23 protein-coding genes, 29 tRNA genes and 1 rRNA gene are annotated in these 26,615 nt (G+C 40.4%); 9 read left to right on the forward strand and 44 right to left on the reverse strand.

Translation table 11 applies throughout. From position 1 onward, the window contains the following. Window positions 1-12: 12 nt before the first annotated feature. Window positions 13-573 carry a helix-turn-helix domain-containing protein gene (locus tag ACKVEV_RS11565; protein WP_409366636.1) on the reverse strand — a complete coding sequence of 187 codons (561 nt, stop codon included), beginning with the start codon at window positions 571-573 and terminating at the stop codon, window positions 13-15. Between the two features lie 215 nt (window positions 574-788). Here ACKVEV_RS11565 and ACKVEV_RS11570 point away from each other — a divergent pair, with 215 nt between their 5' ends. Beyond that, window positions 789-2,246, forward strand: a complete 1,458-nt coding sequence (locus tag ACKVEV_RS11570) for an L-lactate permease (protein WP_409366637.1) — start codon at window positions 789-791, stop codon at window positions 2,244-2,246. 20 nt (window positions 2,247-2,266) lie between these two features. On the opposite strand, the gene ACKVEV_RS11575 is transcribed toward ACKVEV_RS11570, so the two are convergent. Beyond that, window positions 2,267-2,584 (reverse strand): transposase, encoded by a 318-nt coding sequence (locus tag ACKVEV_RS11575; RefSeq protein ID WP_409366638.1) that lies wholly within the window; start codon window positions 2,582-2,584, stop codon window positions 2,267-2,269. Between the two features lie 132 nt (window positions 2,585-2,716). On the opposite strand from ACKVEV_RS11575, the gene ytzI reads away from it, so the two are divergent. From ytzI to ACKVEV_RS11595, 4 genes are all read left to right on the forward strand, one after another. Further along, window positions 2,717-2,866, forward strand: coding sequence for a YtzI protein (gene ytzI / locus ACKVEV_RS11580; protein WP_409366639.1), 150 nt, complete (start codon window positions 2,717-2,719; stop codon window positions 2,864-2,866). Window positions 2,867-2,909: 43 nt separating this feature from the next. Then, the gene (locus ACKVEV_RS11585; protein WP_409366640.1) at window positions 2,910-3,071 is read left to right on the forward strand and encodes a hypothetical protein; all 162 of its coding nucleotides are present in this window, start codon (window positions 2,910-2,912) and stop codon (window positions 3,069-3,071) included. After that, window positions 3,068-3,301: a membrane protein insertion efficiency factor YidD gene (yidD, locus tag ACKVEV_RS11590; protein WP_409366641.1), complete on the forward strand. Its 234-nt coding sequence runs from the start codon at window positions 3,068-3,070 to the stop codon at window positions 3,299-3,301. The genes ACKVEV_RS11585 and yidD overlap by 4 nt, the downstream gene beginning before the upstream one ends. A 104-nt stretch (window positions 3,302-3,405) precedes the next feature. Next, a complete protein-coding gene (locus ACKVEV_RS11595; protein ID WP_409370542.1) occupies window positions 3,406-4,434 on the forward strand; it encodes a metal ABC transporter solute-binding protein, Zn/Mn family in 1,029 nt (342 codons plus the stop codon). Here ACKVEV_RS11595 and ACKVEV_RS11600 read toward each other — a convergent pair. From ACKVEV_RS11600 to ACKVEV_RS11625, 6 genes are all read right to left on the reverse strand, one after another. Continuing rightward, complete coding sequence (locus ACKVEV_RS11600) at window positions 4,376-5,608, reverse strand: transglutaminase domain-containing protein (RefSeq protein ID WP_409366642.1); 1,233 nt, start codon at window positions 5,606-5,608, stop codon at window positions 4,376-4,378. The genes ACKVEV_RS11595 and ACKVEV_RS11600 overlap by 59 nt on opposite strands. Window positions 5,609-5,784: 176 nt before the next feature. After that, window positions 5,785-7,224, reverse strand: a complete 1,440-nt coding sequence (locus ACKVEV_RS11605) for an o-succinylbenzoate--CoA ligase (protein ID WP_409366643.1) — start codon at window positions 7,222-7,224, stop codon at window positions 5,785-5,787. A gap of 133 nt (window positions 7,225-7,357) precedes the next feature. Next, a complete protein-coding gene (gene menB, locus ACKVEV_RS11610; RefSeq protein ID WP_054767225.1) occupies window positions 7,358-8,176 on the reverse strand; it encodes a 1,4-dihydroxy-2-naphthoyl-CoA synthase in 819 nt (272 codons plus the stop codon). Between the two features lie 65 nt (window positions 8,177-8,241). Beyond that, the gene (gene menH / locus ACKVEV_RS11615) at window positions 8,242-9,051 is read right to left on the reverse strand and encodes a 2-succinyl-6-hydroxy-2,4-cyclohexadiene-1-carboxylate synthase (RefSeq protein ID WP_409366644.1); all 810 of its coding nucleotides are present in this window, start codon (window positions 9,049-9,051) and stop codon (window positions 8,242-8,244) included. Next, the gene (gene menD, locus ACKVEV_RS11620; protein WP_409366645.1) at window positions 9,039-10,763 is read right to left on the reverse strand and encodes a 2-succinyl-5-enolpyruvyl-6-hydroxy-3-cyclohexene-1-carboxylic-acid synthase; all 1,725 of its coding nucleotides are present in this window, start codon (window positions 10,761-10,763) and stop codon (window positions 9,039-9,041) included. Before menD ends, menH begins: the two co-directional genes overlap by 13 nt. Next, window positions 10,756-12,141, reverse strand: coding sequence for an isochorismate synthase MenF (locus ACKVEV_RS11625; protein ID WP_409366646.1), 1,386 nt, complete (start codon window positions 12,139-12,141; stop codon window positions 10,756-10,758). Before ACKVEV_RS11625 ends, menD begins: the two co-directional genes overlap by 8 nt. Before the next feature lie 363 nt (window positions 12,142-12,504). On the opposite strand from ACKVEV_RS11625, the gene ACKVEV_RS11630 reads away from it, so the two are divergent. Continuing rightward, a complete protein-coding gene (locus ACKVEV_RS11630) occupies window positions 12,505-13,425 on the forward strand; it encodes a 1,4-dihydroxy-2-naphthoate polyprenyltransferase (protein ID WP_409366647.1) in 921 nt (306 codons plus the stop codon). 147 nt (window positions 13,426-13,572) lie between these two features. On the opposite strand, the gene ACKVEV_RS11635 is transcribed toward ACKVEV_RS11630, so the two are convergent. The 27 genes from ACKVEV_RS11635 to ACKVEV_RS11765 form a co-directional block, all read right to left on the reverse strand. Then, window positions 13,573-14,499 (reverse strand): dipeptidase, encoded by a 927-nt coding sequence (locus tag ACKVEV_RS11635; protein ID WP_409366648.1) that lies wholly within the window; start codon window positions 14,497-14,499, stop codon window positions 13,573-13,575. Window positions 14,500-14,562: 63 nt separating this feature from the next. Then, window positions 14,563-15,012, reverse strand: coding sequence for a TraR/DksA C4-type zinc finger protein (locus tag ACKVEV_RS11640; RefSeq protein WP_409366649.1), 450 nt, complete (start codon window positions 15,010-15,012; stop codon window positions 14,563-14,565). Window positions 15,013-15,085: 73 nt separating this feature from the next. Continuing rightward, entirely contained in the window at window positions 15,086-15,847 is a 762-nt protein-coding gene (locus tag ACKVEV_RS11645) for a MerR family transcriptional regulator (protein ID WP_409366650.1), read from the reverse strand. Window positions 15,848-15,981: 134 nt separating this feature from the next. Beyond that, on the reverse strand, window positions 15,982-16,755 hold the full coding sequence (locus ACKVEV_RS11650) for a hypothetical protein (RefSeq protein ID WP_409366651.1): 774 nt from the start codon (window positions 16,753-16,755) through the stop codon (window positions 15,982-15,984). A 90-nt stretch (window positions 16,756-16,845) separates the two neighbouring features. After that, complete coding sequence (locus tag ACKVEV_RS11655) at window positions 16,846-18,057, reverse strand: diaminopropionate ammonia-lyase (RefSeq protein ID WP_409366652.1); 1,212 nt, start codon at window positions 18,055-18,057, stop codon at window positions 16,846-16,848. 194 nt (window positions 18,058-18,251) lie between these two features. Continuing rightward, window positions 18,252-18,323, reverse strand: a tRNA-Glu gene (locus ACKVEV_RS11660). A 2-nt stretch (window positions 18,324-18,325) separates the two neighbouring features. Continuing rightward, a tRNA-Ser gene (locus ACKVEV_RS11665) sits at window positions 18,326-18,416 on the reverse strand. A 9-nt stretch (window positions 18,417-18,425) separates the two neighbouring features. Then, a tRNA-Asn gene (locus tag ACKVEV_RS11670) sits at window positions 18,426-18,502 on the reverse strand. 4 nt (window positions 18,503-18,506) lie between these two features. Beyond that, window positions 18,507-18,583 (reverse strand) — tRNA-Ile (locus tag ACKVEV_RS11675). Window positions 18,584-18,586: 3 nt separating this feature from the next. Further along, window positions 18,587-18,660: transfer RNA gene (locus ACKVEV_RS11680), tRNA-Gly, on the reverse strand. A 5-nt stretch (window positions 18,661-18,665) separates the two neighbouring features. Continuing rightward, window positions 18,666-18,741 (reverse strand) — tRNA-Phe (locus ACKVEV_RS11685). A gap of 26 nt (window positions 18,742-18,767) precedes the next feature. After that, window positions 18,768-18,843, reverse strand: a tRNA-Asp gene (locus ACKVEV_RS11690). A 3-nt stretch (window positions 18,844-18,846) separates the two neighbouring features. Continuing rightward, window positions 18,847-18,921 (reverse strand) — tRNA-Met (locus tag ACKVEV_RS11695). 55 nt (window positions 18,922-18,976) lie between these two features. Then, window positions 18,977-19,069, reverse strand: a tRNA-Ser gene (locus ACKVEV_RS11700). A gap of 15 nt (window positions 19,070-19,084) precedes the next feature. Next, window positions 19,085-19,161: transfer RNA gene (locus ACKVEV_RS11705), tRNA-Ile, on the reverse strand. A gap of 7 nt (window positions 19,162-19,168) precedes the next feature. After that, window positions 19,169-19,242: transfer RNA gene (locus tag ACKVEV_RS11710), tRNA-Met, on the reverse strand. Between the two features lie 26 nt (window positions 19,243-19,268). Further along, window positions 19,269-19,344 (reverse strand) — tRNA-Ala (locus ACKVEV_RS11715). A gap of 23 nt (window positions 19,345-19,367) precedes the next feature. Beyond that, a tRNA-Pro gene (locus ACKVEV_RS11720) sits at window positions 19,368-19,444 on the reverse strand. A 9-nt stretch (window positions 19,445-19,453) separates the two neighbouring features. Continuing rightward, window positions 19,454-19,530 (reverse strand) — tRNA-Arg (locus ACKVEV_RS11725). A 13-nt stretch (window positions 19,531-19,543) separates the two neighbouring features. Next, window positions 19,544-19,632, reverse strand: a tRNA-Leu gene (locus ACKVEV_RS11730). Between the two features lie 5 nt (window positions 19,633-19,637). Then, window positions 19,638-19,712: transfer RNA gene (locus ACKVEV_RS11735), tRNA-Gly, on the reverse strand. 47 nt (window positions 19,713-19,759) lie between these two features. Beyond that, window positions 19,760-19,844 (reverse strand) — tRNA-Leu (locus tag ACKVEV_RS11740). A 21-nt stretch (window positions 19,845-19,865) separates the two neighbouring features. Next, window positions 19,866-19,941 (reverse strand) — tRNA-Lys (locus ACKVEV_RS11745). Between the two features lie 6 nt (window positions 19,942-19,947). Then, window positions 19,948-20,023, reverse strand: a tRNA-Thr gene (locus ACKVEV_RS11750). Between the two features lie 3 nt (window positions 20,024-20,026). Next, window positions 20,027-20,102: transfer RNA gene (locus ACKVEV_RS11755), tRNA-Val, on the reverse strand. Between the two features lie 10 nt (window positions 20,103-20,112). Then, a 5S ribosomal RNA gene (gene rrf, locus ACKVEV_RS11760) occupies window positions 20,113-20,228 on the reverse strand. A 605-nt stretch (window positions 20,229-20,833) separates the two neighbouring features. After that, on the reverse strand, window positions 20,834-21,913 hold the full coding sequence (locus tag ACKVEV_RS11765) for a cysteine desulfurase family protein (protein ID WP_409370543.1): 1,080 nt from the start codon (window positions 21,911-21,913) through the stop codon (window positions 20,834-20,836). A gap of 99 nt (window positions 21,914-22,012) precedes the next feature. Between ACKVEV_RS11765 and nadB the strand changes: the two genes are divergently transcribed. Genes nadB through nadA form a run of 3 tightly spaced genes read left to right on the forward strand, consistent with a single transcriptional unit; the run spans window position 22,013 to window position 25,506 of the window. After that, entirely contained in the window at window positions 22,013-23,599 is a 1,587-nt protein-coding gene (gene nadB, locus ACKVEV_RS11770) for an L-aspartate oxidase (RefSeq protein ID WP_409366653.1), read from the forward strand. Then, the gene (gene nadC / locus ACKVEV_RS11775) at window positions 23,556-24,416 is read left to right on the forward strand and encodes a carboxylating nicotinate-nucleotide diphosphorylase (RefSeq protein ID WP_409366654.1); all 861 of its coding nucleotides are present in this window, start codon (window positions 23,556-23,558) and stop codon (window positions 24,414-24,416) included. Before nadB ends, nadC begins: the two co-directional genes overlap by 44 nt. After that, on the forward strand, window positions 24,403-25,506 hold the full coding sequence (gene nadA / locus ACKVEV_RS11780; RefSeq protein WP_409366655.1) for a quinolinate synthase NadA: 1,104 nt from the start codon (window positions 24,403-24,405) through the stop codon (window positions 25,504-25,506). The genes nadC and nadA overlap by 14 nt, the downstream gene beginning before the upstream one ends. Window positions 25,507-25,788: 282 nt before the next feature. On the opposite strand, the gene ACKVEV_RS11785 is transcribed toward nadA, so the two are convergent. From ACKVEV_RS11785 to ACKVEV_RS11825, 9 genes are all read right to left on the reverse strand, one after another. After that, window positions 25,789-25,860, reverse strand: a tRNA-Glu gene (locus ACKVEV_RS11785). A gap of 2 nt (window positions 25,861-25,862) precedes the next feature. Continuing rightward, window positions 25,863-25,953, reverse strand: a tRNA-Ser gene (locus ACKVEV_RS11790). A 7-nt stretch (window positions 25,954-25,960) separates the two neighbouring features. Next, window positions 25,961-26,037: transfer RNA gene (locus ACKVEV_RS11795), tRNA-Asn, on the reverse strand. A 4-nt stretch (window positions 26,038-26,041) separates the two neighbouring features. Further along, a tRNA-Ile gene (locus tag ACKVEV_RS11800) sits at window positions 26,042-26,118 on the reverse strand. 3 nt (window positions 26,119-26,121) lie between these two features. Continuing rightward, window positions 26,122-26,195: transfer RNA gene (locus ACKVEV_RS11805), tRNA-Gly, on the reverse strand. A gap of 5 nt (window positions 26,196-26,200) precedes the next feature. Continuing rightward, window positions 26,201-26,276 (reverse strand) — tRNA-Phe (locus ACKVEV_RS11810). A gap of 36 nt (window positions 26,277-26,312) precedes the next feature. Then, window positions 26,313-26,388: transfer RNA gene (locus tag ACKVEV_RS11815), tRNA-Asp, on the reverse strand. 3 nt (window positions 26,389-26,391) lie between these two features. Further along, a tRNA-Met gene (locus ACKVEV_RS11820) sits at window positions 26,392-26,466 on the reverse strand. A 55-nt stretch (window positions 26,467-26,521) separates the two neighbouring features. Further along, window positions 26,522-26,614: transfer RNA gene (locus ACKVEV_RS11825), tRNA-Ser, on the reverse strand. Window position 26,615 lies beyond the last annotated feature (1 nt).

The following is a 26,615-nucleotide window of genomic DNA, read 5'->3' on the forward strand; positions in this document are numbered from 1 at the left end:
TTCTTCGTCTTATTATTTCATATACTGCGACGAATCAATCACTAGGAAGTAGTGACATTCTTCATTCGTCATATTAATAAATCGATGCTCTGTATCAGCTTCAAAAAAGAAGGAATCCCCAGCTTGTAATTCGTCAATAAAAGTCCCTTTCCCCAATTCAACCCGTAACTTCCCACTTTGCACAAAAATATATTCCTTCACGCCTGACTTATGCGCAGGAAATATGCCAGATTCTTTATTAGCAGGAATGATATTTAACACAAACTCAATGCCTCTTGAAGGAACGGAAGGTGATAATAAATGGCGCTGAAAACCAGATTTTTCATCAACATATATTGGGCGTTCATCTTTTCTTATTATGACAATATCCCTTTTTTCCTGCTGATCAAGCAAAGCTGAAAGTGTTGTGTTTAAAGCTTCCGCTATTTGACAGGCTACTTGAATCGTTGGATTTTTTTCATCTCTTTCAATTTGAGATAACATCGATGCACTCACATTACTGAGCGCTGAAAGCTCCTGTAATGTCATTTTATTTTTTTTCCTAATAGCATTTACTTGCTTTCCAAATCCCATTTACAAGCCCCTCTCACTATTTATTTTTCAGACGAAGCAATTGAGTCCATGTTCGTTCGTGTACTATAGTGAAAAGACATCGCATGGCCCTTCTACTATGATATTGCACATGTTCAATAACAAGCAACTTAAAGATAATCCACCACTCTCCATTTACACTTTAGTTAAAATAAAATATACTATAGTGAATAAAAATTGTAGAGGAGTGTTGTTCCATGTTAAAAGTTGTATTAGCATTATTACCTTTAATAAGTATTTTATTGATGATTTTTATTTTTAAAAAATCGTCTATATTTACAGGAATCGTCGCTTGTATACTTACAACCATAATCGCTATTTCCCCAGTTTTTCATACTAGTATCGAATTACTACCTACACCATTCATCAAAAGTTTCCTGACAACAGTGCCGATACTCTATATTTTGTTTTTCGGTATTTTATTATTCCATTTAATGGAGAAAGCAGGTGCTATTCAAAAAATAGCATCGATTATTGCCACTTCTACCGATAATCGCATTTATCAAGTATTATTATTGGCCCTAGGATTATCTCCTTTAATTGAAGCTGTTAGTGGCTTTGGCTTAGCAGTCATTGTGATCGCACCTATATTAATTGCTTTAGGTTTTACTACGATTCAATCTTCCTTAATCGCATTAATTAGTTTATGTATCATACCATGGGGAACATTAGCGATGGGAACCATTATTGGCGCTTCATTAGGTAACATTGCTTTAGTAGATTTAGGCGTCGGGAGCGCCCTTATGTGCATCCCTATTTATATTTATTTCGCATTTTTAGTTACCTATATCGGAGTCGGAAAAGCCGCAATAAAAAAGAAATGGCTGCAAATACTATGGATAGGCTTACTACTAGGTGGAAGCGTATGGCTTTGTAATCGTTTCATCAGTGTGGAACTTGCCGGCTTAGTAGGTGCTTTAACCGTTATTGCCACACTTTTCATTATGATCTCTTTAAACAATAAAATTCATTCGAATGAACTTTTTAAAAATATTTCTCCTTATTTATTGCTAATTGTTCTATTGTTTGCTTCACGGACGCTGACGCCGATTAAAGATTTTTTAATCGAGCTTTGTACCGTAACAATCAAGTCTTATCAGTTTCAATTAGCAGTGCTATACTCGCCCGGATTTTTTCTGCTTCTTGTCTGTTTTTTCAGCTGTGTACTCTTTCGATTAAATCGGGCGACCATTTTTGATAGCATTCAATTAACAATCCATAAATGTTACCCAGTTCTGCTAACGACTTTTTTATATATTGTTGTTTCAAACATGATGTCTGAAGCAAAAATGATTCAACTGCTAGCATTCACTGCAGCAAATTCTTTTGGGTCATTTTTTGTATTTATTACACCTTTAATAGGCGCTACAGGTGGTTTTTTAACTGGGAGTAATACGGCTTCCAATACGATGTTTATTCGCATACAAACAGAAACGGCTGTGCAGATTGGCGCTTCTCCCACTATGCTTGCCTGCATACAAAATGTTAGCTCCTCCTTAATGACAATGGTAAACCCTTCTAGAATCGCTTTAAGCTGTTCCGTTTGTAAAATAACTACGCATGAAAATATGGTACAAAGAAAATTAGCATTGATTGGACTAGGTACACTTGTCATGATTTATTTAGAAATCATTATCCAATCCCTATTCCTATAAAAAAATGTCTAGCTAATTAGCTAGACACGTTTATTGAAATAGGGAAGCTGCTCGACAAATTCCTTTGTATCGTCATCTCCATATTCATGGATAAGGGCATAAATTTTCTTTAAGCGTAAATCTAATTCATCATTTTCTCTGTCCAAATGATATTGTAAATATGGCAATTGCGCGCGCCATCCGTTAGCAATTTCTAACATTTGCATTTGTTGAAATATTTTCTCGAAAACATCTAATGCTTGACGATCTACATTAAGCTCGAAATTCCATTGTCCCTCATATGGATTTGTATAATACGTTTTATGGGCAAGTGAAAAATAGACAGGTTGACGATCCATATAAAACACCCCTTTTCCCATAGTATGGTGGCAAAGAGCTTGTTTTATTCGCCGGAATGTCAAACTTCCTTCACAACTAAGCTAGAGCTTCTATTTTATAATAGGTATAATGAAAAAGAACGGAGTGATACAATGAGTTTAATCTCGCTCTTAACACTTGCCATCATTATTGTTATATTCATAACAATTGCGACAATTGTCAGTGTGAACCGTGCTTATGCCTTTAAGCATACGGTAGATGACAAGCCGAAAAATAGTTTTCATCCATATGATGAAAAGTAAAATGAATCTCTTATACTAACAAATAGAATTTGGAGTGAATACAATGGGTGTGCCATTACCAATAATAATTATGATTGCCATGATGATGCTTATGTTTGGCGTCTCTGTCATTGTTATTCTCAAGAAAAAGGGCGATTTTTTTACACAAACGATTGATGCTAAGCCCGAGCAAACCAATACACATCACAAGGATGGTCAAGTATGAAATATCCCTTTATATGGCTCATTCAGTTTTACAGAAAATTCATCTCACCTATGACGCCACCAACGTGTCGCTTTTACCCAACATGTTCTTCATATGGACTAGAAGCTTTTCAAAAACACGGTGCGATTAAAGGTTTAATCTTAACCGTTACGCGCATATTAAAATGTCAGCCGCTTCACCCTGGTGGCTTTGATCCTGTGCCAGAAAAATGGCCTTCGAAAAAGAATTAATTTTCGGAGGTCATTTTTTCTTGTACTTTTTTCTGATGTGCGTTATTATAGTAAATGTTAAAAAAACAAATCGTAATCATTACTATTTGAAAGAGGTATCTATGATGAAAAAAGTATTTTTATTTTTCTTAGTAACTGTGCTAGCCTTATTTACAGCTGCCTGTGGTGATAAATCATCAACACCGAAACAAAGTGCGGACAAAAAAGACAAGTTATCTGTCTACACTACAGTCTATCCATTAAGCTACTTTACGGAGCGTATTGGTGGCGATTACGTAGAAGTGTCTTCTATTTATCCACCTGGCTCAAATGAGCATACATTCGAGCCAACACAAAAGGATATGATGAAGTTAGCCGATGCAGATGTATTTTTTTATATTGGCTTAGGGCTAGAGGGCTTTGTTGAAAATGCTAAAAAGACATTAGCCAATGAAGATGTCACAATGGTTGCAACGGCCGCTCAAATTTCCGATGAACAATTAGCAATCAGCACCGGTCATTCGCACGATGAGGAAGACGAAGCAGATCACGGCCATGACCATGAGGCCACAGAGGAAGATCATGGGCACGACCATGATGAAGATGAAGAGCATGCACACGGTAGTGTCGATCCACACGTATGGCTGTCGCCTACTATTAGTCAAGATTTAGCATTAACGATTAAAAATACGTTAGTTGAAAAAATGCCAGCAAAAGAAGCTACATTTACAGCTAATTACGAAGCGTTAGTAAAAGAGCTACAAGATCTAGACAGCGAATATAAAGCGATGGCTACTGCGACGAAGAACAAAACATTCTTTGTATCACATGCTGCATTTGGTTATATCGCAGGTCAATATGGCTTCACGCAAGTGCCAATTGCCGGCCTAAACTCGCAAAATGAACCTTCTCAAAAAGAACTAACAGCAATTGTCGATAAAGCAAATGACTTAAACATTCACTATATTTTATTTGAGCAAAATGTATCTTCTAAATTAGCCGAAGTCATTCAAAAAGAAGTTGGTGCGCAATCACTTGTCTTGCACAATTTAAGCGTATTAACTAGCGACGATGTTAAAAATAATGAAACATACTTTACTTTGATGAAGAAAAATATGAAAACTTTAGAAACTGCATTAAATGAACAGAAGTAAACGAATAGGATGAAGAAGGAGGTGCCCCGTTATGCAAATGGGACACCTCCTTTATTATGACGTATTTTTCTTGTGGCATTCTCTTTTCAGTCTTGACAAAACTTATAAGCCGCATGTGGCCAACGCTAGCATTGGCTCTCGCCATAATTAGACGAAGCGCCTTATTGCTTTCCAGTATGACTTTTTCGTTTTGTTCGTATAAAACTATTTGAACAGACTTGCTGCTATCTTGGTAGTCATTCGATAATAGTAGCGTTTTTTCTACTAGTTGCTCTAACAAAATTGCTCTATTATCCATTAAAGCTAGCCCTCTATTTAGGGTAAAAGCATTCAGTAATGGTTTTGTTAAAACTTCAACCCTACTTTTTTGCTGCCAATCTGCGTATTTTTCACTTGTAGCCGCTGGAAAACTGGCATAATCCCATGTGTGGTCTTTCGCTACTTGTTGATCAGATACGAGGAAATAGTTATAACGTACTTCTCCCATACGATCCGGCAATGGATCATCCCATGTCACATCAATATGATACCACGCATTATCTAGCTTCACTAATACCCATGCATGCAATTGTTCTCCTACTTTACCAGGTACATATTGTACTTCAAAGCCTAGCATTTCTAACATGCGATAAAGCACTAAGGCATAGGCCTGACAGACACCCTTGTTTTCACTAAGCAACGTATAAGGGGAATATTGACTTCCTATACTATCTTTTGAATACTCCGAAGTTAAGACGATATAATCATGTGCAGCCTGTATTTTCTCCAGTTCGCTTAATCCATGCATCGATGCAACAATAGTTGTCAATGATTGCTCTACAAATGCCTCCTCTTCCGGTGTAATATGATAGGTAAATTGAAATTGAATGACAATATTATTTGCATAGCCATCATACTTCCATTGAAAACTAGAAATATTGGCGTAAGTATATGGATCTGTAATAGCATGTTTTATAAGCGCTGTTAGTTGGTCTTTTAATTCAGATGTTTTACCGGTGTATCGAATTTCAAATTCAGTAGATAATTGCATCACTTCATTCTGAATTTGCTGTTGTAATGTTTCTATTGAATTAGCTGTTGCGATATTGGCTTGTTCAGTATTTGCAAATACTTGCACATGACTCATTTGTAAAACAAATAATATAATGACAACATTATATATAGTTTTTCTCATATGAGTCATTCTCCTTTACTAAATAGTTTATGCCAACGCATGAATTATTATGACAAGTGCCTATGACAAGTGCCAGGCACCCAAACAATTGTGAATATTCAGAATTTAAAAGACAAAAAATCCACTTACGCGCGCAAAAAAGCGTAGTGGATTTTTTATAATTTCGTATCACGAAACTATTCACTTGAAAGTAACGATGCTAATTTTCTTCTTAGCAGTTTATTTGCTCCATTACGAGGAAGTTCATCGACAATCATAAATCGTTTTGGCACTTTATATTTCGCAAGATTTTCCTCACAATACTGCTGTAAATCTGTCAACGCTAGCTGTTCTTTTACAACGATAAAAGCGATAGGCACCTGTCCCCATTTATCATCCTGGAAACCACAGACACCCGCTTCTTGAACAGCAGCATGCGCCAATAGCACATTTTCAATTTCTGCAGGATAAATATTCTCACCACCAGAAATAATTAAATCGGCACGTCGATCGACTACAAACAAATACCCTTCCTCATCCATATAGCCAATATCTCCGGTATGCAGCCACCCTTCTTCGGTAGCGCTTCTCTCGGCAAAACGACCGATATAACCAGGTGTGACATGCGGACCGCGAATACAAATTTCGCCTTCACCTTGTTCGTTTGGCTTGTCAATTTTAATTTGATTAAAAAATAGTGGTTTACCCGCTGAACCTATTTTTTTCATCGCATCCTCACTTGCCAGCGTTGCGGTTTGCGATGATGTCTCTGTCATCCCATATGTTTGGGCTACGGCTAACTGTAGTGCACTTGCTCGTTTTAAATAATCTACAGGCACAGGTCCACCACCTGCTAGCATTAATTTAAAGCGTGGTGAAGCTTGAGCATTGTTTTGTTCAAGCGTATTAAGTATGCGCTCTAACGTAACAGCAACTACGGACATATGTGTGACATCGCCATCCACAATGTTTTGTGCGATAGCCTCTGCATGAAATTGCTCATAGAGCTGTACTTTATTGCCGTATAACAATGAACGTACTAAAATGGAAAAACCGCTTATATGGAATAATGGGACTGCACACAACCAAACATCATCTGCCTGTAAACCAATATTAAGAACGGATGCTGTTGCACTTGCCTGGTGATTGCCAACTGTTTGGCGGACGCCCTTAGGGAAGCCTGTCGTGCCAGACGTATACATAATCGATGTTGTTTGATTGAGTGACCATTCTTTTGCAATATCAACATGCTGCTCATTACTTTTTTCAATTACTGAAAATACATGATAAGGAGTATGTTGTGGTAATTTTTCTACATCCTCATCCGCTACTAGTACAAGTTGTGCTTGTGAATCTTCTAGTTGGTAAGCGATTTCCGCTTGAGACAGTCGTCGATTCAGCATGACCATTTCACATTGCAAATGCATACAAGCATACATCATAACGACAAGTGCAGGCTTACTCGGTCCCATGATCGCAATGCGATTCCCTTGCGTTAAACCGAGTGCTGTTAATTGTCGAGCACGTTGTAATGAAAGCTCGTTTAATTGTTGAAATGTCCATGTTTGTCCTTCATATGTGAGCGCGTCGCGAAATGGCGTTACATAGGCACGCTGTAAAATCCAGTTTGGGTACATTATTTGCTTCCTCCGATCATTTACACTGTTAATGGTACCGCTTTTTCCATCATCGGTCTATTCGTCTGTCTTCCCCTTAAAACAACAAAAGCTCGTATCTACGAAGAGATACGAGCCCACCATCATTTCCGAATCAAGGGAATCTTGGGAATTGACCAAAGTCTGGTTGACGTTTTTCTTTAAATGCGTCGCGACCTTCTTTTGCTTCATCAGTAGTGTAGTAAAGAAGTGTAGCATCGCCAGCCATTTGTTGAAGACCAGCTAAGCCGTCTGTATCAGCATTCATTGCTGCTTTTAAGAAGCGTAGAGCTGTTGGCGACATTTGTAGCATTTCTTCACACCATTGCACTGTTTCGTCTTCCAGTTGCTCGTAAGGAACAACTGTATTTACTAAGCCCATATCAAGCGCTTGTTGTGCATCGTATTGACGGCAAAGGTACCAAATTTCACGCGCCTTTTTATGACCGATAATACGTGCAAGATAACCTGAACCGTAACCAGCATCAAATGAACCAACTTTTGGACCAGTTTGTCCGAAACGAGCATTGTCTGCTGCGATTGTAAGGTCACATACAACATGTAATACGTGTCCTCCACCGATTGCATAACCTGCAACCATCGCTACTACTGGTTTTGGAATAACACGGATTAAACGTTGTAAATCAAGTACGTTTAAGCGTGGGATTTCATCATCTCCTACGTAGCCACCATGGCCGCGTACCTTTTGGTCCCCACCTGAACAGAAAGCATGTTCGCCTTCACCTGTTAAAATAATAACACCAACATTTTTATCATCGCGGGCACGAGAAAATGCATCGATCATTTCCATTACTGTTTTAGGTCGAAATGCATTGCGCACTTCTGGACGGTTAATTGTCACTTTCGCAATACCGTTATAAAACTCATACTTAATGTCTTCATAAGTATGTAATGTAGTCCATTGACGTGTCATGGAAATTACCTCCTATTTTATAAAATTCGCCTTATGTTGACACAAGGCGCTAACGTAAAAAAACATTACGTTAAATATTCATTTACTATTGTAGCAAATTCAGCTGGATTTTCCACATGAATTGCATGCCCAGCGTCATTTACTGTTATATGTTTTCCATTTTTTAATAACGCTTTCATTTCCAATGCAATGTTACAAAATTTTACATCAAGTGAACCTGTTATTAATAGCACAGGGAATGCTAATCGTGTTAAATCGTCCCAGTTCGACGGTTGCATGCCTGTTCCAATTCCTCGTAAACTGCCTGCCAAGCCCTTTTCACTTTGGGACAATCGTTCTGCTCGAACTGCTTGTTTTACACTTTTAGCTAAACGCTTTTGTGATGCAAATAGCGAAATATTTTCCCACGAATTAACGAAGGACTGTAAACCATTCATTGTAATCTTCTCCGCTAACGCATTATCACGCTCACATCGTTCATTACGCTCTTTTGTTGTGCGTAACCCAGGAGAAGCACTTTCCAACAACAACTTGTCCACACGGTGAGGGTATGCTAGCGCATAGGATAAAGCTATACGCCCCCCCATTGAATAGCCGAGCAATGCAAACGTCTCTAATTGTAATTGACAAAAAATTTCTTCTAAATCAAGCAATTGTTCAGCCATTGCAAAGCGGCTTACTTGCTCCGGTACTGCTGTTTGCCCATGTCCGATTAAATCAATCGCCACGATGCGCATATGCGGAAGAGCTCTCGCTAAATTTCGCCATGTAGCGGAACTACCTGTAAAACCATGCAGAGCAACAATTGTTTGCTCTGCTGCTTCATTCCATATATCTACATGTGTTTCCAGACCACGAATTATTAGTTTTGCCATGCTTTTAACCCTGCATTAATACGATTCCAAAGCGCTCGATGTGCATACACATTTTCTTCTCGATCTGTAAAAATCTCAATTAATCGTAATGGACTTTTCTTCACCATATTAAATTTTGGCACTAACTGTGCAATATCCTCAACACAAATGTAGTCCATATCGTACATATGGGCAATGTCTCGGAACTCAAGCGCAGTTGGTGTACCAAATAAATTTTCGTAATGTTCCTCTACCGTCGATTGTGGCAAGTAAGAGAAAATCCCACCACCATCATTATTCATGACAATAATGGTCATATTACATGCTTGATAGCGTGACGCAATCAGGCCATTGACATCATGTAAAAAGGCTAAATCTCCGATAAGTAAATAAGTCTCACGGTTATTTCCTTTACTGAAGCCCATTGCAGTTGATACAACGCCATCAATACCATTAGCACCACGATTCGCAAAAATACGGATATCTTTCGCTGTTGCCATTAAAAATGTATCGATATCACGAATGGGCATACTACTGCTCACAAATACATCACTGCCATTTGGAATTAATTCAAGTAAGCGACTTACCATCGCCCCTTCGTCTATTGCTCCTTCGGCATAGTGCTCTATATACTCCAGTGCAATGTCATTGGCATCTTGCCATTCTGCTAAATACGCCGCTTCTAGCGCTGTTTTTGCAAGGTCTAATTGCACGAGCCAGTCGCCGATGCTGGCATGTAGAAAATGAGTCGAAACCCCTGTAGAATCACGGAACATCGGGTCTTCATCAACAACAATATAAGCTTGTGGCTGTGATTTTGTAATAAATTGCATAATAAACTTCGATACTGGCTGCGCTCCTAGGCGAAGAACTGTTTCAGGTTCAACAAGCGCTTTAAAGTCATCGTTTTTCATAATGGCATCATATGTTGTCACGACATATGGTAGACAATCTTTTGGCACGGAAGTTCGCATATTCGATAAACTCTCGACAATGATTGGCCATTTTAATTGGCGCACAAATTCCCACATTACAGTTAAATCTGTTCCGAGTGGCAGTTCACCAACAACGACAAATCCCCTCTTCGTTTCTCTTAAAATAGATGCAAGTTCTAACTGTGCATCTTTCGGTGGTGTTAACTGTCCAATATGACTTTGCTTAAATGTAACAGTTGGAAGTTCCTCCTGAAATTCAATGAGCAACGGTTCACGGAATGGTACATTGAGATGCACAGGTCCGAAAGGTGCACTCGTTGCAATAGCAACTGCACGTGCAATATGACGTTCGATAAATGGCAAAGTTGGTGCAGCACCATCTGGAAGTGGAAAATCAACACTCCACTTGACATGTGCTCCGTATAAATTGGTCTGATTAATCGCTTGTGGTGCCCCTACCTCACGTAATTCATGTGGACGATCCGCTGTGATAACAATGAGTGGCACTCGTGCATAACTCGCTTCAACAATGGCAGGATAATAGTTCGCCGCCGCAGTGCCTGATGTACATAGCAGCACTACAGGCTTAGCAGTAGACTTAGCAATCCCTAGCGCAAAAAATGCAGCCGCACGTTCATCTACTTGACGGTACATCGTCAGTTGCTTTGTTGAGGCGAAAGCATACGCTAATGGTGTCGAACGTGATCCTGGGCTGACTACAACGTGTTGGACACCTGCCTGTACAAGTGATGCAACCATTTGATACACATAATCAGTCAATATTTTTCGTTCACTCATGTACTTGTCCTCCTAACGCTCGAAGCATTGGACGGAATTTCACTAATGTTTCCTCATATTCAGATTGTGGCTCTGAATCAGCTACAATACCGCCACCTGCATATAAATAAGCTTTATCTTTAATGAGAGCTGCTGAACGAATCGCAACCGCGAATTCCCCGTTCCCCTCTGCATCTAACCAACCAATTGGCGCAGCGTAAAGACCGCGATTCATCGGCTCGTATTTACGAATAGCACTCATGGCCTCTATTCTTGGCACACCACCTAAAGCAGGCGTTGGATGTAAATGTTTCGTTAACTGCAAAATCGTTGCTTCGTCATTTAACTGACCTTCAACAGGTGTATATAAATGTTGGATATCTCTAATTTTTAATAAGCGTGGTCCATCAGGTATTTTCATCTCAACACAGTTTTTACGGAACGTCTCTGCAATCATATCGACTACATATTGATGTTCGCCACCGTTTTTCGGATCATTTAACAAGCTTTGTCCATATGCCTCATCTTCTTCAGGCGTTTTACCTCGTTGAATGGAACCTGCTACACAGGATGAGTAGGCACGACCATTTTCCACTTTTACAAGACGCTCTGGCGATGCGCCAAAAAATAACAAATCATGCCACTCTAATCCAAATAAATAGCTTTCAGGCTGTTCGTCAATAATTTGCGCTAACACTTGAGGTGACGTTACTTGCTCCTTAAATTGCAGTGCAAGTGAGCGTGCAATAACAACTTTTGCTGCTTGCTTAGCTTTAATAAGTGCTGTCACCTGATCAATTGACGCTAAGTAAGGATCTTTATAAGGCTCAAAATAATTTGTTATTTCCGGTTTGGCATACTTTTGTACTTGTGCAACTTGTGCAGCATCGATTAAATAATCTCGCTCTTTACGTAGCGCTTCCAATTGTTGTTCTGCCTGCGAAGCTTGTGCGATAAGGTGAATACTTACATAGGCTTTGTTATCGCGTAATACAAGCTGATACGTTGCCAAGGCAAAATACGCCTCAGGGAAGTCTGTCCACTCACCATCCACACGATTTTGTGGATCGAATGTAAAACCACCAAACAAAATAGGTTGTAGTGCAGCCTGACCTTTTACGCAATTTTTCGTTAAACTTTTCCACTCTGCCTCTACAGCATCAAAGCGGTCATTTTTTGCGTTATTTTGAATTGTGTGGGCATATCCTAGCCCAACTAATGTCATTGTTTTTTCTCTATTTTGCCAATAAAATCGTTCACCTTTATAACGCTCCTCGCCCGCTGCATAAAATGCAAGCGCCGATAAGCGACTTACTTCGATTGTTTCCATATAAAAATGAAGGTTTTGGCCCAAAGAGTCCACTTCTACTTCTGTGGCTTGGTACCACTTCTGTTGCATGAAAATTACCTCCGTTATTGCAATGTACATAATCCTTTATGTTTTCGCGTTACTGTACGTGTTGCTGTACTAGCACGTATATAACATCATACGTCTGTCGTGGCGATTTCACACATAAAAACACCTGTAACATCCGTCTTTCGCATTACGTGTTGCGCTAAAATAGCCGTCCTATATGTTTGACGGCTTCGTTCTTTCTAGTGCTACGATTAGCTTAATTTATCTTCCCATCTCTCAAATGCATGTACTATTGTATCATTTTTTTAAACATAACTGTATGTAATAAGCTGTGAACCTATCCATTTTCTCTTTCTTCGTATAAAATAAGAAGAGTCTACAATAGTTGAAGGAGAGAAAGACCTTATGACCAAAGTCATTGAAGCTGATAGGGGTTTTAAAGTTTGGTGGCATTTAACGCGCCCACATACTTTAACCGCTTCATTCGTTCCGGTATTTTTAGGAACAGCGATTGCACTTGCAATTGAAAAAGAAACAATTCATTTCGGACTATTTTTTGCTATGCTGATTGCTAGTATGCTTATTCAAGCAGCAACAAATATGTTCAACGAATATTATGATTACAAGTTAGGATTAGATAACGAACATTCTGTCGGCATTGGTGGCACGATTGTCCGTCATGGTGTCCAACCGAAAACGATTATGATCATTGCCTTAAGCTTTTATGCAATTGCCATGCTCCTAGGCATTTATATTTGTGCCTCTACTTCATGGTGGCTAGTGGCAGTTGGACTCGTTTGTATGCTGATTGGTTTTCTATATACTGGAGGACCGTATCCTATCGCCTACTCGCCATTTGGAGAGCTTGTTTCAGGTGCAGTTATGGGAATGGGTATTGTCTTAATCGCCTTTTATATTCAAACACTTACTGTCACATTGGATGCAGTGTTACTTTCTGTTCCGAGTATGATTTTAGTTGGTGGTATTATGCTATCTAATAATATTCGTGATATTGTTGGCGATACAGAAGGTGGACGTAAAACGCTTGCCATCTTAGTAGGCCGTGAACGTGCTATTTCTATATTATCTGGCTTTTTTATCGTTTCGTACCTTTGGGTTATTGCATTAGTTGCCATTGATGGTATTACTTTTTGGGCGCTTATTATTTTCCTAAGCCTACCGAAGCCTTTGCGTGCCATCCAAATTTTCCGCGATAAAAAAGAAGCCAAAGAAGTAATGCCCGCAATGAAGTATACAGCGCAAACAAATACATTCTTCGGTTTCCTACTCGGAATCGGCTTATTAATCAATTATTTCTTTTATTAATATGGACAAGTTGTGATTACGGTCGTTGATTTCTGCTGCGTGCGGACGCTTCTGCTCAATCAACTGAACATGTCAATTGGATTATAAAAGACCAAAGGCATCTAGAATAAATTTCTGGACGCCTTTGGTCTTTACTATAAAGCAACTTTACTTGGTTGCCGCTCTTTTAATATATTGTCTAAAATTATTGTGTGCTATGCCACGCACTTCGTCATCTGCAAAATGCTCACGTAAATGCTCTAATACATTTTGCACCTCACCTGCATGTGCAAGACCATTGACCGTAACATCTATTCCATCAAAATCAGAACCGAGCCCAAGATGCTCCATCCCAACGATGCTCGCTAAATGCTTCACATGCCCAATTAAATCATCCATTGTTGCATTTTCTCCAATAAAACGGGGGAAATAGACGACATGAATATGACCTCCATGCTCGACAAGGGCTTTAGCCTGTGAATCGGTTAAATTACGTGGGTGGTCGCAAATCGCACGTGCATTGCTATGGCTGGCGATAAGATGCTTTGCTAGCGGCAGCACATCCCAGAACCCTTGCTCATTTAAATGCGATACATCGATAATAATATCGCGTTCATTTAGCATCTTGACAACTTCTTTACCAAATGGCTTTAAACCAAGACTAGCATCCTGTTCAGCTCCATAGCCTACAGCATTCTCTTCATTCCACGTTAGACCGACTAGCAAAATACCTGCATCCAAAATAGCAGAAAGCTTTGTTAAATCATCGCCTATTGCACTACAGCCTTCTAAGCTTAATATCGCGCCTATTTCATGCGGTGCCAACGTATCTAGTTGTGACCAGTCTGTAATATGCACCATACCTTCCGTTTGTAATACTTGTGTATGAAAGGCTTCAATTTGACGCATTACCTCTAAAAATTGCATATTTTGTGGTAGCGCAGGATCAATAAAAATAGCAAATACTTGTGCCTTTACTTGCCCTAGTTGTAATCTTTCCTTATTTGCATGTAACCGTACATCATCCGCAAATTTTGGCGCTTCAAGTGTCGTTAGCTTATACAATACATCACAGTGTAAATCAATTACTTCCATGTTATCACCTCATACAGTTATTATACTGTTCAAGGAATTAAATGGGAAGGAATGCATGTATCTTTACATTCTATCTGCTGGTGTATCCGACGAACCAAATTCCTCTAGCTCTTCAAAATCATCAGATTTAGGTAATGAAGATAGTACCTCTTCTTCTACTGGTCGTAGTAAATCTTCTCGTTGCTCCGCATGCTCTACACAAGTTAATGCATGTGGCATCGCCTCTAAACGACCTAGCGGAATTTCTTCGCCACATTCCGAGCACTTGCCGTATGTTCCATCTTCCATCGCTTGCAGGGCCTGTTTAATTTCCTCCGCATGATCACTGCGATGCTCATCAATAGCCATCTCTGTCAGTTGGTCTGTTAAATCACTGGCATTATCAGCTGGATGATTATCATAATTAGAGAGCTCTGTCGCCTGAGGTCGCTCTGATTCCTCAAGCTGCTGTTCGATTTCGTGTAATTCCTGCTGTAATTGTTTTTTAAATTTCTCCATCATCTGTTGTTCCAAAAAAATCGCCTCCTCATACATTTATTTTTTCCTAAATCGTACTTTCCAAAACATCCGTATGAGAAGCATCCTTTTAGTTTTGTGTATATTCTTGAATAACATCATGGAGAAATTGACTAGCACCTGCGGCCACATGATTATCGTAATATGCAGTAAAACGGTCATCCGCAATATACATTTGCGCTAAACCAGCATGCGCTTCCTTGGAGTATTGCGGCCATGAAAAGCTCAGCCAACGCTTGTGTAGCTCCGCAACTTCCATCGAGATATCATTTTTCACATCGCCAATTGCCATCGCTTCTTTTAATCGTTCAAATAATTGCTGTTCTAGTTGTTGCATAGCCTTATATTGCTCCTCTGTTAAATTTCGAAACTTTGCATTCGCTGCATCCACCGTTTCCTGACCGTAGTTGGCACGAATTTCTTGACCATATTGCTGTTCATTTTCTTCCATTAGCTGTTGTTTAAAGCCTTCAAATTTCTCTTCGTTCGTCATTGGACGTTCCCCCTCAATCGATTGAATTGTTTGTTCCACCATTGTTAATAATTGATCTAGCTGTTTTTTTCGTTGCAGCAAAGCTTCACGATGTGTTTTTAATGCAGCCGTATGTTGAAAATCAGGTGCGTGAATAATGTTGTGAATTATCTCTAGCTTCATATCTAATGCTCGATAAAACAATATTTGCTGAAGCATATCGACTTCATGCTGTCCATAAAAGCGATAGCCCGCCTCATTTGTTCTTGCTGGCTTTAGCAAATGAATTTCATCGTAATAGCGCAACGTTCTCGTACTAACCCCAGATAATTTGGCAAGTTGTTGAATCGTGTACTCCATTGCTGTCACCTCCATATTCATACTGTAAACCTTTACGTAGCGTTAAGGTCAAGGGCTATGTAAATAATTCTAAAATAAAAAGAGCTGTGGCTACTTCCTACTCGCCACAGCGCTTATCATCCTATACAGTTAGCTTAATCCCCCGCACTTAGATAATATTGATACTTATTCATATCCATTTTATGTTTTAACTTTTTTTGAAAAAACGGTTGGTTACTCGCTGTAATTGAAAAGACCCCGACAACTGGATGAATATTTGACAGGTGCAATATTTCCCTATATTCCTCTAGTGAAATGTCTATTAGTATTTCCTCGCCTACTACGGTATCTTCATGAATTGGCGTCCACATGATCATTCTTTCGATGTTCTCTTCATTGATATAAAATGGAGAAATCATTTCTTCTACAAATAAATGATGTTCCCGCGCAAATTGTAATGGTTCCTCTCGGTAATGATTGGTTCCAATAAACATATAATAGTCATCTCCAAAATGGACAAAAAAACCTGCAGCGATGAAATGACAAAATAGAAAACCCCGTAATACCATTTTAGCAATGAGAGGAATTTGATCAATCGTTATCTCTTGATCATCTTTTAAGTGAAGATTGTCAAATTTTTTATCATATAACTTGTTATATAAAGCAGAATCTAACCCTACATCAATATAAGTCGTGTTAATCATTGTTAAAGATTGTATATCATTGACCTCTAAAAACTTTATAATCGTAGCAACATAGGCAGTTTCGACCTCTATATATTTTTCTACTGTAAAGGTTTCACCATCGATTGTCTTCCCAATGTGAGATGGGCTTGTCCATTCCAAGTCCTTCGTATAATGCCCTTCATTATTTCGGAAGTCAGGATTATATTTCGTTATCCGCCATTGGTATTTTATATGGTTACTCATTTATATCACCTCTTTTGCAATCATAGTGTCATGTCCAATTCTCATAAAATAAAAAAAGCATCTCAATCAACCGAGAGATGCTCACTTGTACTATTTTGCATACTTACCATGCCACACAATATTTCGGTAGTTTTCTACGTCCGTATCTCCCTCTGTATTCACAAATAGTATGTTTGATTGTTTATTTAACTGCAAAGCTGCCTTCAAATCTTGGTAATCCTTATTTGTCATTAATTCATAAAAACATCCGAACGGGGCTGCACCTGATTCGCCTGCAATAATGCGATGATCCGAACCAATTGGATTTGCTAACACACGCATGCCCGTTGCCGCTACATTTTCATCACAGCAAATACTAACTTTCGTATATGCTTTTAAAATATCCCAAGCCAGAGGATTCGGCTCCCCACATGCTAGGCCAGCCATAATCGTTTGCATTTCTCCACCGACAGTAACAAAATGCTCCGTTCCCTGTTTAAAACTTGCGTAAAAGCAATTCGCTACATCAGGCTCTACTAAAACAACTGTTACTTGCTGACCATAAAAATGTTGTAGAAAAGCAACGACCGCCCCTGCAAAGGAACCTACCCCTGCCTGTAAAAATACATGGGTTGGTGCTTCTTGCAACTGATCGACGGCTTCCTTCGCTAAAGTTGTATAGCCTTGCATAATCCATAAAGGGATTTCTTCATAGCCTTCCCACATCGTATCCTGTATGATTACCCAGCCATTTTCCTCTGCCAGCTGTGACGTATAGCGTACGGTATCATCATAATTCATCGTCGTAATTTCCGCATAGGCCCCTTCGTTTTTAATATTTTGCAAACGCTCTTCTGCACTGCCAGCTGGCATATAAATCCGTGCTTTACATCCTAGTTCTCTAGCAGCCCATGCAACTCCCCGTCCATGATTGCCATCTGTCGTTGAAATAAAGGTTACATCACCTAGTTGTGCTTTTACTTCAGGCGACTTTAATTGTTCAAATGATAGTTCATCAATATGTTGACCTAGCAATTTCGCAACATACTGTCCAATTGCATAAATGCCCCCTAAAACCTTAAATGCATTTAAGCCAAATCGAAATGACTCATCTTTAACGAAAATTTTATTGACCTCTAAATGGGATGCTAAATAATCCAAACTATATAAAGGTGTTTTTTCAAACCCTTCATATGTATGTTGAAATCGTTCCACACGTTGAACCTGTTCACTTGTAAAACTTTGTAGTGCTGATACTACTTGCTCCATGTTGTGCTGTAAATGATAATGTCGATTATACACCCATCTCATATTATTGCTCATCCATATCCCCCTCTATTTATCTTCCATTACTATATTACCTGAAAATTCAATAAAAAAGAATGATAGCCTGTGCAACAATAATAATGAAAAGGTGGAACGCTTTCGTTCTAATATCTAACTATTTCACTCCCAAACTTTCACTCTAGCAAAAAAAACGCAGTAAATGTGAATATCACATCTACTGCGTTTTAGTATGACCCCTACGGGATTCGAACCCGTGTTACCGCCGTGAAAGGGCGGTGTCTTAACCGCTTGACCAAGGGGCCAATGGCGGAGAAGGAGGGATTTGAACCCTCGCGCCGGTTACCCGACCTACACCCTTAGCAGGGGCGCCTCTTCAGCCTCTTGAGTACTTCCCCATAAAAAAATGGCTCCGAAGGCAGGACTCGAACCTGCGACAACCTGATTAACAGTCAGGTGCTACTACCAACTGAGCTACTTCGGAATAATGGTGGGCCTAAATGGACTCGAACCATCGACCTCACGCTTATCAGGCGTGCGCTCTAACCAGCTGAGCTATAGGCCCATTTGGAGCGGGTGATGGGAATCGAACCCACGACATCAGCTTGGAAGGCTGAGGTTTTACCATTAAACTACACCCGCGTGTATGGTGGGTCAGGACGGAATCGAACCGCCGACACTTAGAGCTTCAATCTAATGCTCTACCAACTGAGCTACTGACCCATATACTTACTGAACCTATTTTAAAATGGCGGTCCCGACCGGGATCGAACCGGCGATCTCCTGCGTGACAGGCAGGCATGTTAACCGCTACACCACGGGACCATTTGGTTGCGGGGGCCGGATTTGAACCAACGACCTTCGGGTTATGAGCCCGACGAGCTACCACTGCTCCACCCCGCGAAAATAATATAAATTGATATCGAGTAATTTGTACACCATTTATGAAAATAAAAACTGGAGGAGGTAGAGGGATTCGAACCCCCGCGCGGTGTTACCCGCCTGTCGGTTTTCAAGACCGATCCCTTCAGCCAGACTTGGGTATACCTCCGTCATATTATATAAATGGTGGACCTTGCAGGACTCGAACCTGCGACCGGACGGTTATGAGCCGTCTGCTCTAACCAACTGAGCTAAAGGTCCTTTAAGATGGCGGCAGAGGGGATCGAACCCCCGACCTTACGGGTATGAACCGTACGCTCTAGCCAGCTGAGCTACGCCGCCAGGATCTTTATACTGGTTATAAATTATGGTGGAGCCTAGCGGGATCGAACCGCTGACCTCCTGCGTGCAAGGCAGGCGCTCTCCCAGCTGAGCTAAGGCCCCATAAATTACATATTTTTTGAAAATGGTCGGGAAGACAGGATTCGAACCTGCGACCCCTTGGTCCCAAACCAAGTGCTCTACCAAGCTGAGCTACTTCCCGTTCATTTATTGGCGCGCCCGGCAGGAGTCGAACCCACAACCTTCTGATCCGTAGTCAGACGCTCTATCCAATTGAGCTACGGGCGCTTGTTTAAAAAAATGGTGCCGAGGGCCGGAATCGAACCGGCACGGTAGTCACCTACCGCAGGATTTTAAGTCCTGTGCGTCTGCCAGTTCCGCCACCCCGGCACAGTTGGAGCGGAAGACGAGGTTCGAACTCGCGACCCCCACCTTGGCAAGGTGGTGTTCTACCACTGAACTACTTCCGCATGTGCATAAGATTATTTATCCTGGCAATTATGAATTTGAAAATAAATGGTGCGGGTGAAGGGAGTCGAACCCCCACGCCTCGCGGCGCTAGATCCTAAGTCTAGTGCGTCTGCCAATTCCGCCACACCCGCATATTATTGTTGGCAATTAAATGGTGAGCCATGAAGGACTCGAACCTTCGACCCTCTGATTAAAAGTCAGATGCTCTACCAACTGAGCTAATGGCTCAAAAAATGGTGCCGGCTATAGGAATCGAACCCACGACCTACTGATTACAAGTCAGTTGCTCTACCTGCTGAGCTAAACCGGCATATGGTGGAGGATGACGGGCTCGAACCGCCGACCCTCTGCTTGTAAGGCAGATGCTCTCCCAGCTGAGCTAATCCTCCTGGGTATTATGCCTAGCGACGTCCTACTCTCACAGGGGGAAGCCCCCAACTACCATCGGCGCTAAAGAGCTTAACTTCCGTGTTCGGTATGGGAACGGGTGTGACCTCTTTGCCATCATCACTAGACTATGTTCGACCTTCAATACACGATGTATTACTACTTGTATTTTGAAGCTCTCTTGGCTTTCAATATATAATATATGTTGAAACCATTATGTATTTCGTTTTGAAGTTGTTTACCTGTCCTTCAAGACAAGAATTATTGTATAACGTATATCAACATAATGCAACACTTTTTAATAAAAAAAAAGAAATTATTACTTTTTGAAGATATTTTCGTTATGTAAGAGCAATTATCGCTCTGCTACTCATTATAGCAATTGTTTTTTCAAAAGAAAACATTTTATTTCTATAAAAAATAAAATGTTTAGCTTATCAACTAATAGGATCTACTATTTTCTAAAGATTGTATTTCTATTAACTCAACTATCGTTTGGCGATTGAGCATAAAACATTTAAAGAACTCTTTTGCCTCATGGCTACTTTACTTGTTAACAATAGCCATCAATCGTTGACCGTTCCATTTCTAGAATCCTTCTTTCTCTTTAGTTGTCCACTAAGTTTTGAATAAGCCTTGATGTTAGCTGAAAGTGGCAAAAAGAACGGAAAATCAAAGCTGTTCTAGCATGGATAATGCAACATTCTATTTGCCATTACTGATTATTATTTTTTTACATATTAGAAATAGCGTCCAATAACGCATCTATTTCTTGGAATGTTGTAGTTGGGCCGAACGATATTCTAAAAAATTGACGTGCCTCCTCCATCGTATAACCCATTGATAAAATGGCTTTCGTTCCCGATTCACTGTGTATATCACAGGCACTACCAGTTGAAATACAAATGCCCTTTTCATTTAACTTTAATAGCACATATTGCCCTTCCACTTTGTCCATCATTAACCCGCATATAGTAGGCAGTTGCTCCTTGCTTTCAGTTAGTCGACAAGCAGGAGGCAATTTTCCCTTGAAATATTGACGTAGCGCTTCAAAATGTTGGCGCTCATAGTGAAAATTCTCAATGGCTGTCGCAAACGCAACAATGGCAGGCGTGTCTAATGTTCCCCCACGTAGGCCGCGTTCATGTGTAACACCAGGTGTTAATGCTGGAACACGAATCTTTGGATTTATATAAACAGCACCACAGCCCTTTGGTCCTCCTATTTTATGAGCAGATAGTGTCAGCGCATCTACATATGCACTAAACGAATCTATTGCTAACTTACAATAGGACTGCACACAATCAACATGAAAAAATATATTTTCACAATGGGCTATTCTTGCAATTTCCTTCACAGGTTGGATAGAACCTATTTCAGAGTTCACATGTTGAATGGTTATGAGTGCTGTATCTTCTCTTATCGCCTCTCGCACTTGTTCTACATGAATACATCCATCTAGTTGTAAAGGTAATTTCGTGACGGTAAACCCCATTTTTTCCAGTGTCTTTAGTGCTGCATGAACAGATGTATGTTCTGCTTGCGATGATATAATATGCCGCCCTTTTTTTGAAGCCAGTGCCAGGGACAAAATTGATAGTAGATTGCCCTCTGTTCCGCTTCCAGTAAAAATGATTCCATTCTTGTCAACTCCGAGAGTCCTTGCAACAATTTCCCTCGCCTGCTCAACAAAATAATGTGCTTGACCGCCTAAATCATGTAAGCTCGCACTATTTCCATAATAACGTTGTGCTATATCACAATAAGCCTGAAGCGCTTTCGGCGACATAGGCGATGTAGCTGCAAAATCCATGTAAATCATCAAATTCTCCCTTTCTCGTCATCAAGTCTTGTTTTCCTTTTTATTTTATGTAAAGATATGTGTCAAGACAACTGTAAAGAAGGTATACCTATGGATGTAAAGACAGACGTACTTATTATTGGTAGTGGCATTGCGTCACTTCAAGCGGCACGACTACTTGGACAGCATTTTCAAGTACAAATTGTTACTAAATCCTCTGTCCAAATGAGTAGCTCTTATCGTGCACAAGGAGGCATAGCAGTCGTTACTAGTCCTGATGACCATACAAATTTGCATATTGCAGATACATTGGCGGCAGGTGAATATCATCATGAACATCGATATGTTGAATCACTTGTAAAGGAAGGAAAAGTAATGATGCAGCAGTTTTTAGCCGAAGGATTACCGATCGATCGGCAAGAGAACGGCGAACCTGCCCTCGGCTTAGAAGGGGCACATAGCCATCATCGTATTTTACATGCGGGTGGCGATAGCACGGGTCAAATATTGATAGATTACTTGCTACAGCATCTTCCTTCTACTATTCAAATAAATTGCAATGAAATGGCTTTTGAATTGTTAGTGAATACGAATGGTGCATGCATTGGTGTAGTAACAAAAAGCGAAAAAGGAATTAAACGTTATTTTGCCCATCATATCATTCTTGCATCAGGTGGTGCCGGTGCTCTTTATCCAAGCACTTCTAACTACCCTACAAGCACTGGAGACGGTATTGCCTTAGCCTATCGCGTTGGTGCTGCCATCAGTGATATGGAATTTATGCAATTTCATCCAAGTCTATTATGGTGTCAGGCGCAGGCTAAAGGACTCGTTTCTGAAGCTGTACGGGGAGCTGGAGGTACTTTTGTTAATGCTAAGCGGCAACCGCTAATGGCTGGCGTGCATCCATTGCGCGATTTAGCACCACGCCATATTACAGCCCATACGTTATATCGTCAACGGGCTGCGGGACAAGAAACCTTTATTGATATTACAAGCATTCAGCATTTTGAAAATAAATTCCCTACTATTACAAAACTTTGCATCGAAAATGGTATCGATTTACAAAACGGATTAATTCCTGTAGCCCCAGGTAGCCATTTTTTAATGGGTGGTGTGATTGCTGATGATAGAGGGCGAACTTCCATTCCAAACCTTTATGCTGTTGGCGAGGTAGCCTGTACAGGTGTTCATGGTGCAAATCGTTTAGCTAGCAATTCATTACTTGAAGGCATTACATTTGGCCAAAAAATGGCGCAATTTATTTTAAAAATAGGTTGTAACCAAACAAATTTCACACTAGCTGTTGCAAAACGGCAACAAACAATGCCTGCACTATTATCAAAAGAACAATTACAACAATCAATGATGCATTCAGTAGGCATTGTACGAAATCCTGACGATATGCAGCGTTTTATCGCACAACTGCCTCCATTACAAAATTTGCTTCAAGTAAACGTCATGGACTTACCTCAACAGCAACTTGAACTATATATGATGCATATTGTGGCATCGTTGATGGTACACGCTGCGCTGACACGAACTGAAACACGTGGAGCACATATTCGCTCCGATTTGCCTAACAATGAAACAGCATGGGCCCAAAGCTGGGTTATTTTTCAACAAGGACAAATGAAAGTGAGGAATTCATTGTATGAATATCATCAAACTCGAAGAAATGCTCAAACAATTTTTTAATGAGGACTTAGGAGATGGGGATATATCGAGCGACCTTATTTTTTCCGTTGAGCAAAAAGGCTCCTTCTCCTTTTATGCAAAAGATAGTGGTATTTTTTGCGGGACCCCGATTATCGAACATGGTTTTCGTTTACTAGACCCTGCCATGCATATAACAATGCATAAAAATGAAGGTGATAGCGTCAAGTATGGCGATCTTCTTGCTGTTATAAAAGGACCCATACAAAAATTATTAATCGGTGAGCGAGTGATTTTAAATCTTCTTCAACGCATGTCTGCAATCGCCACTGCCGCCAATATCGCTGTGCGTGAAACAATAGGAACCTCTGCAAAAATTTGCGATACACGCAAAACGGTGCCAGGATTACGTATGCTCGACAAATATGCTGTACGAATTGGTGGTGCTTATAATCATCGAAGTGGCTTATACGATGCGATTATGCTTAAAGATAATCATATTGCTTTTGCAGGTAGTATTACAAAAGCCGTACAAGCCGTTCGTAAAAAAATTGGGCACACAGTAAAAATTGAAGTAGAAATAGAAACAAAGGATCAATTAGAGGAAGCCATTTTAGCTGGAGCGGATATTATTATGTTCGATAATCGCACCCCTGAAGAAATTCGTGCTTGGCTTCCATCTGTACCGGCACATATTGCGACAGAAGCTTCTGGAGGAATTACACTCGAAAATCTTCATGCTTATGCGAAATCAGGGATTCAATGGATTTCACTAGGAGCCCTAACTCATTCTGTAAAAGCTTTTGATATTAGCGCACTTGCCGAACTGAAAGGAGAACAAACACTTGTCCATCACTAATTTACTACACCAAACTTCACTACTTCCTGAACATTATCGAACATTACCAACAGCCGAGATGGAATCTCGTATTTTAGCTATTAAAAAAAAATTAGGTAAGAAGCTTTTTATACCTGGGCACCACTATCAAAAAGATGAAGTAATTCAGTTTGCTGATGCTACAGGAGATTCCTTACAGCTAGCTCAAATATCTGCAGCTAATAAAGAAGCCGAGCACATCGTATTTTGTGGTGTGCATTTTATGGCAGAAACAGCCGATATGCTGACAACTGACAAACAACATGTCTACTTACCAGATATGCGGGCAGGTTGCTCAATGGCTGATATGGCTGATATTTATCAAACAGAACAAGCATGGATCATTTTACAACAACTTTTTGGAGATACCATATTGCCGCTAACATATGTCAATTCAACAGCAGCAATTAAAGCATTTACTGGACGTCATGGTGGCGCTTGTGTAACATCCTCCAATGCAAAAAAGATGGTACAATGGGCATTTTCTCAAAAGCAACGTATTTTATTTTTACCAGATCAGCATTTAGGAAGAAACACAGCGTTCGACTTAGGTATCCCTCTAGAACATATGGCTGTTTGGAATCCACATACGAATACGCTTGAAACAGATCAAGCGCTAGAAACGATTCAAGTAATATTATGGAAAGGGCATTGTTCGGTTCACGAAGGCTTTACAGTGCACCATACAGCAATGGTTCGACAAGCACATCCAAATATGCGTATTATTGTACATCCTGAATGTAGCCGTGAAGTCGTCGCTGCTGCAGATGATGCAGGTTCAACAAAATATATTATTGAGACGATTAATCATGCCCCTAGCGGATCAGCATGGGCAATTGGAACAGAAATGAATTTAGTAAACCGCATTATTAAGCAGCATCCAGATAAACATATTATCTCTTTGAACGAAAACTTTTGCCCTTGTCTGACAATGAATCGTATAGACCTTCCACATTTACTGTGGTCACTCGAAAGCATTGATCAAGGGAAACCACATAATCAGATTCAAGTGGACGTGTCAACGGCTAAAGAAGCTATTTGTTCGCTCGAAAGAATGTTGATGCGAAGTTAAGCAAAAAGTGCTAGGACAATACTTACTTTAATTTTAATAAAAAAGACAAAGATGTTTATCAATATTCGCTATGACAAATACGGAGATGGCTGGCTCCTACTTGGTCTTTACAGTTATTTCGAAGAAGAAGTCATTACCATATTGACCATCAACGTTTACAGCAAAAAAGTGTTAGATTGACTATAATCAATCTAACACTTTTTCTATTTTATCCTTGCCTGTTTTGATTCTTCCTAAAAAAACACAACCGATGTGAATACTCACATCGGTTGTGTTTTAGTATGACCCCTACGGGATTCGAACCCGTGTTACCGCCGTGAAAGGGCGGTGTCTTAACCGCTTGACCAAGGGGCCAATGGCGGAGAAGGAGGGATTTGAACCCTCGCGCCGGTTACCCGACCTACACCCTTAGCAGGGGCGCCTCTTCAGCCTCTTGAGTACTTCCCCATAAAAATGGCTCCGAAGGCAGGACTCGAACCTGCGACAACCTGATTAACAGTCAGGTGCTACTACCAACTGAGCTACTTCGGAATAATGGTGGGCCTAAATGGACTCGAACCATCGACCTCACGCTTATCAGGCGTGCGCTCTAACCAGCTGAGCTATAGGCCCATTTGGAGCGGGTGATGAGAATCGAACTCACGACATCAGCTTGGAAGGCTGAGGTTTTACCATTAAACTACACCCGCGTATATGGTGGGTCAGGACGGAATCGAACCGCCGACACTTAGAGCTTCAATCTAATGCTCTACCAACTGAGCTACTGACCCATATACTTCTTACTAAGCTATTAACTTCTTAAAAAATGGCGGTCCCGACCGGGATCGAACCGGCGATCTCCTGCGTGACAGGCAGGCATGTTAACCGCTACACCACGGGACCATTTGGTTGCGGGGGCCGGATTTGAACCAACGACCTTCGGGTTATGAGCCCGACGAGCTACCACTGCTCCACCCCGCGAAAATAATATAATTTGATATCGAGTTATTAGTACACCATTTATGAAAATAAAAACTGGAGGAGGTAGAGGGATTCGAACCCCCGCGCGGTGTTACCCGCCTGTCGGTTTTCAAGACCGATCCCTTCAGCCAGACTTGGGTATACCTCCG

Source organism: Lysinibacillus sp. 38-6 (assembly GCF_046245175.1).
GTDB lineage: Bacteria > Bacillota > Bacilli > Bacillales_A > Planococcaceae > Lysinibacillus.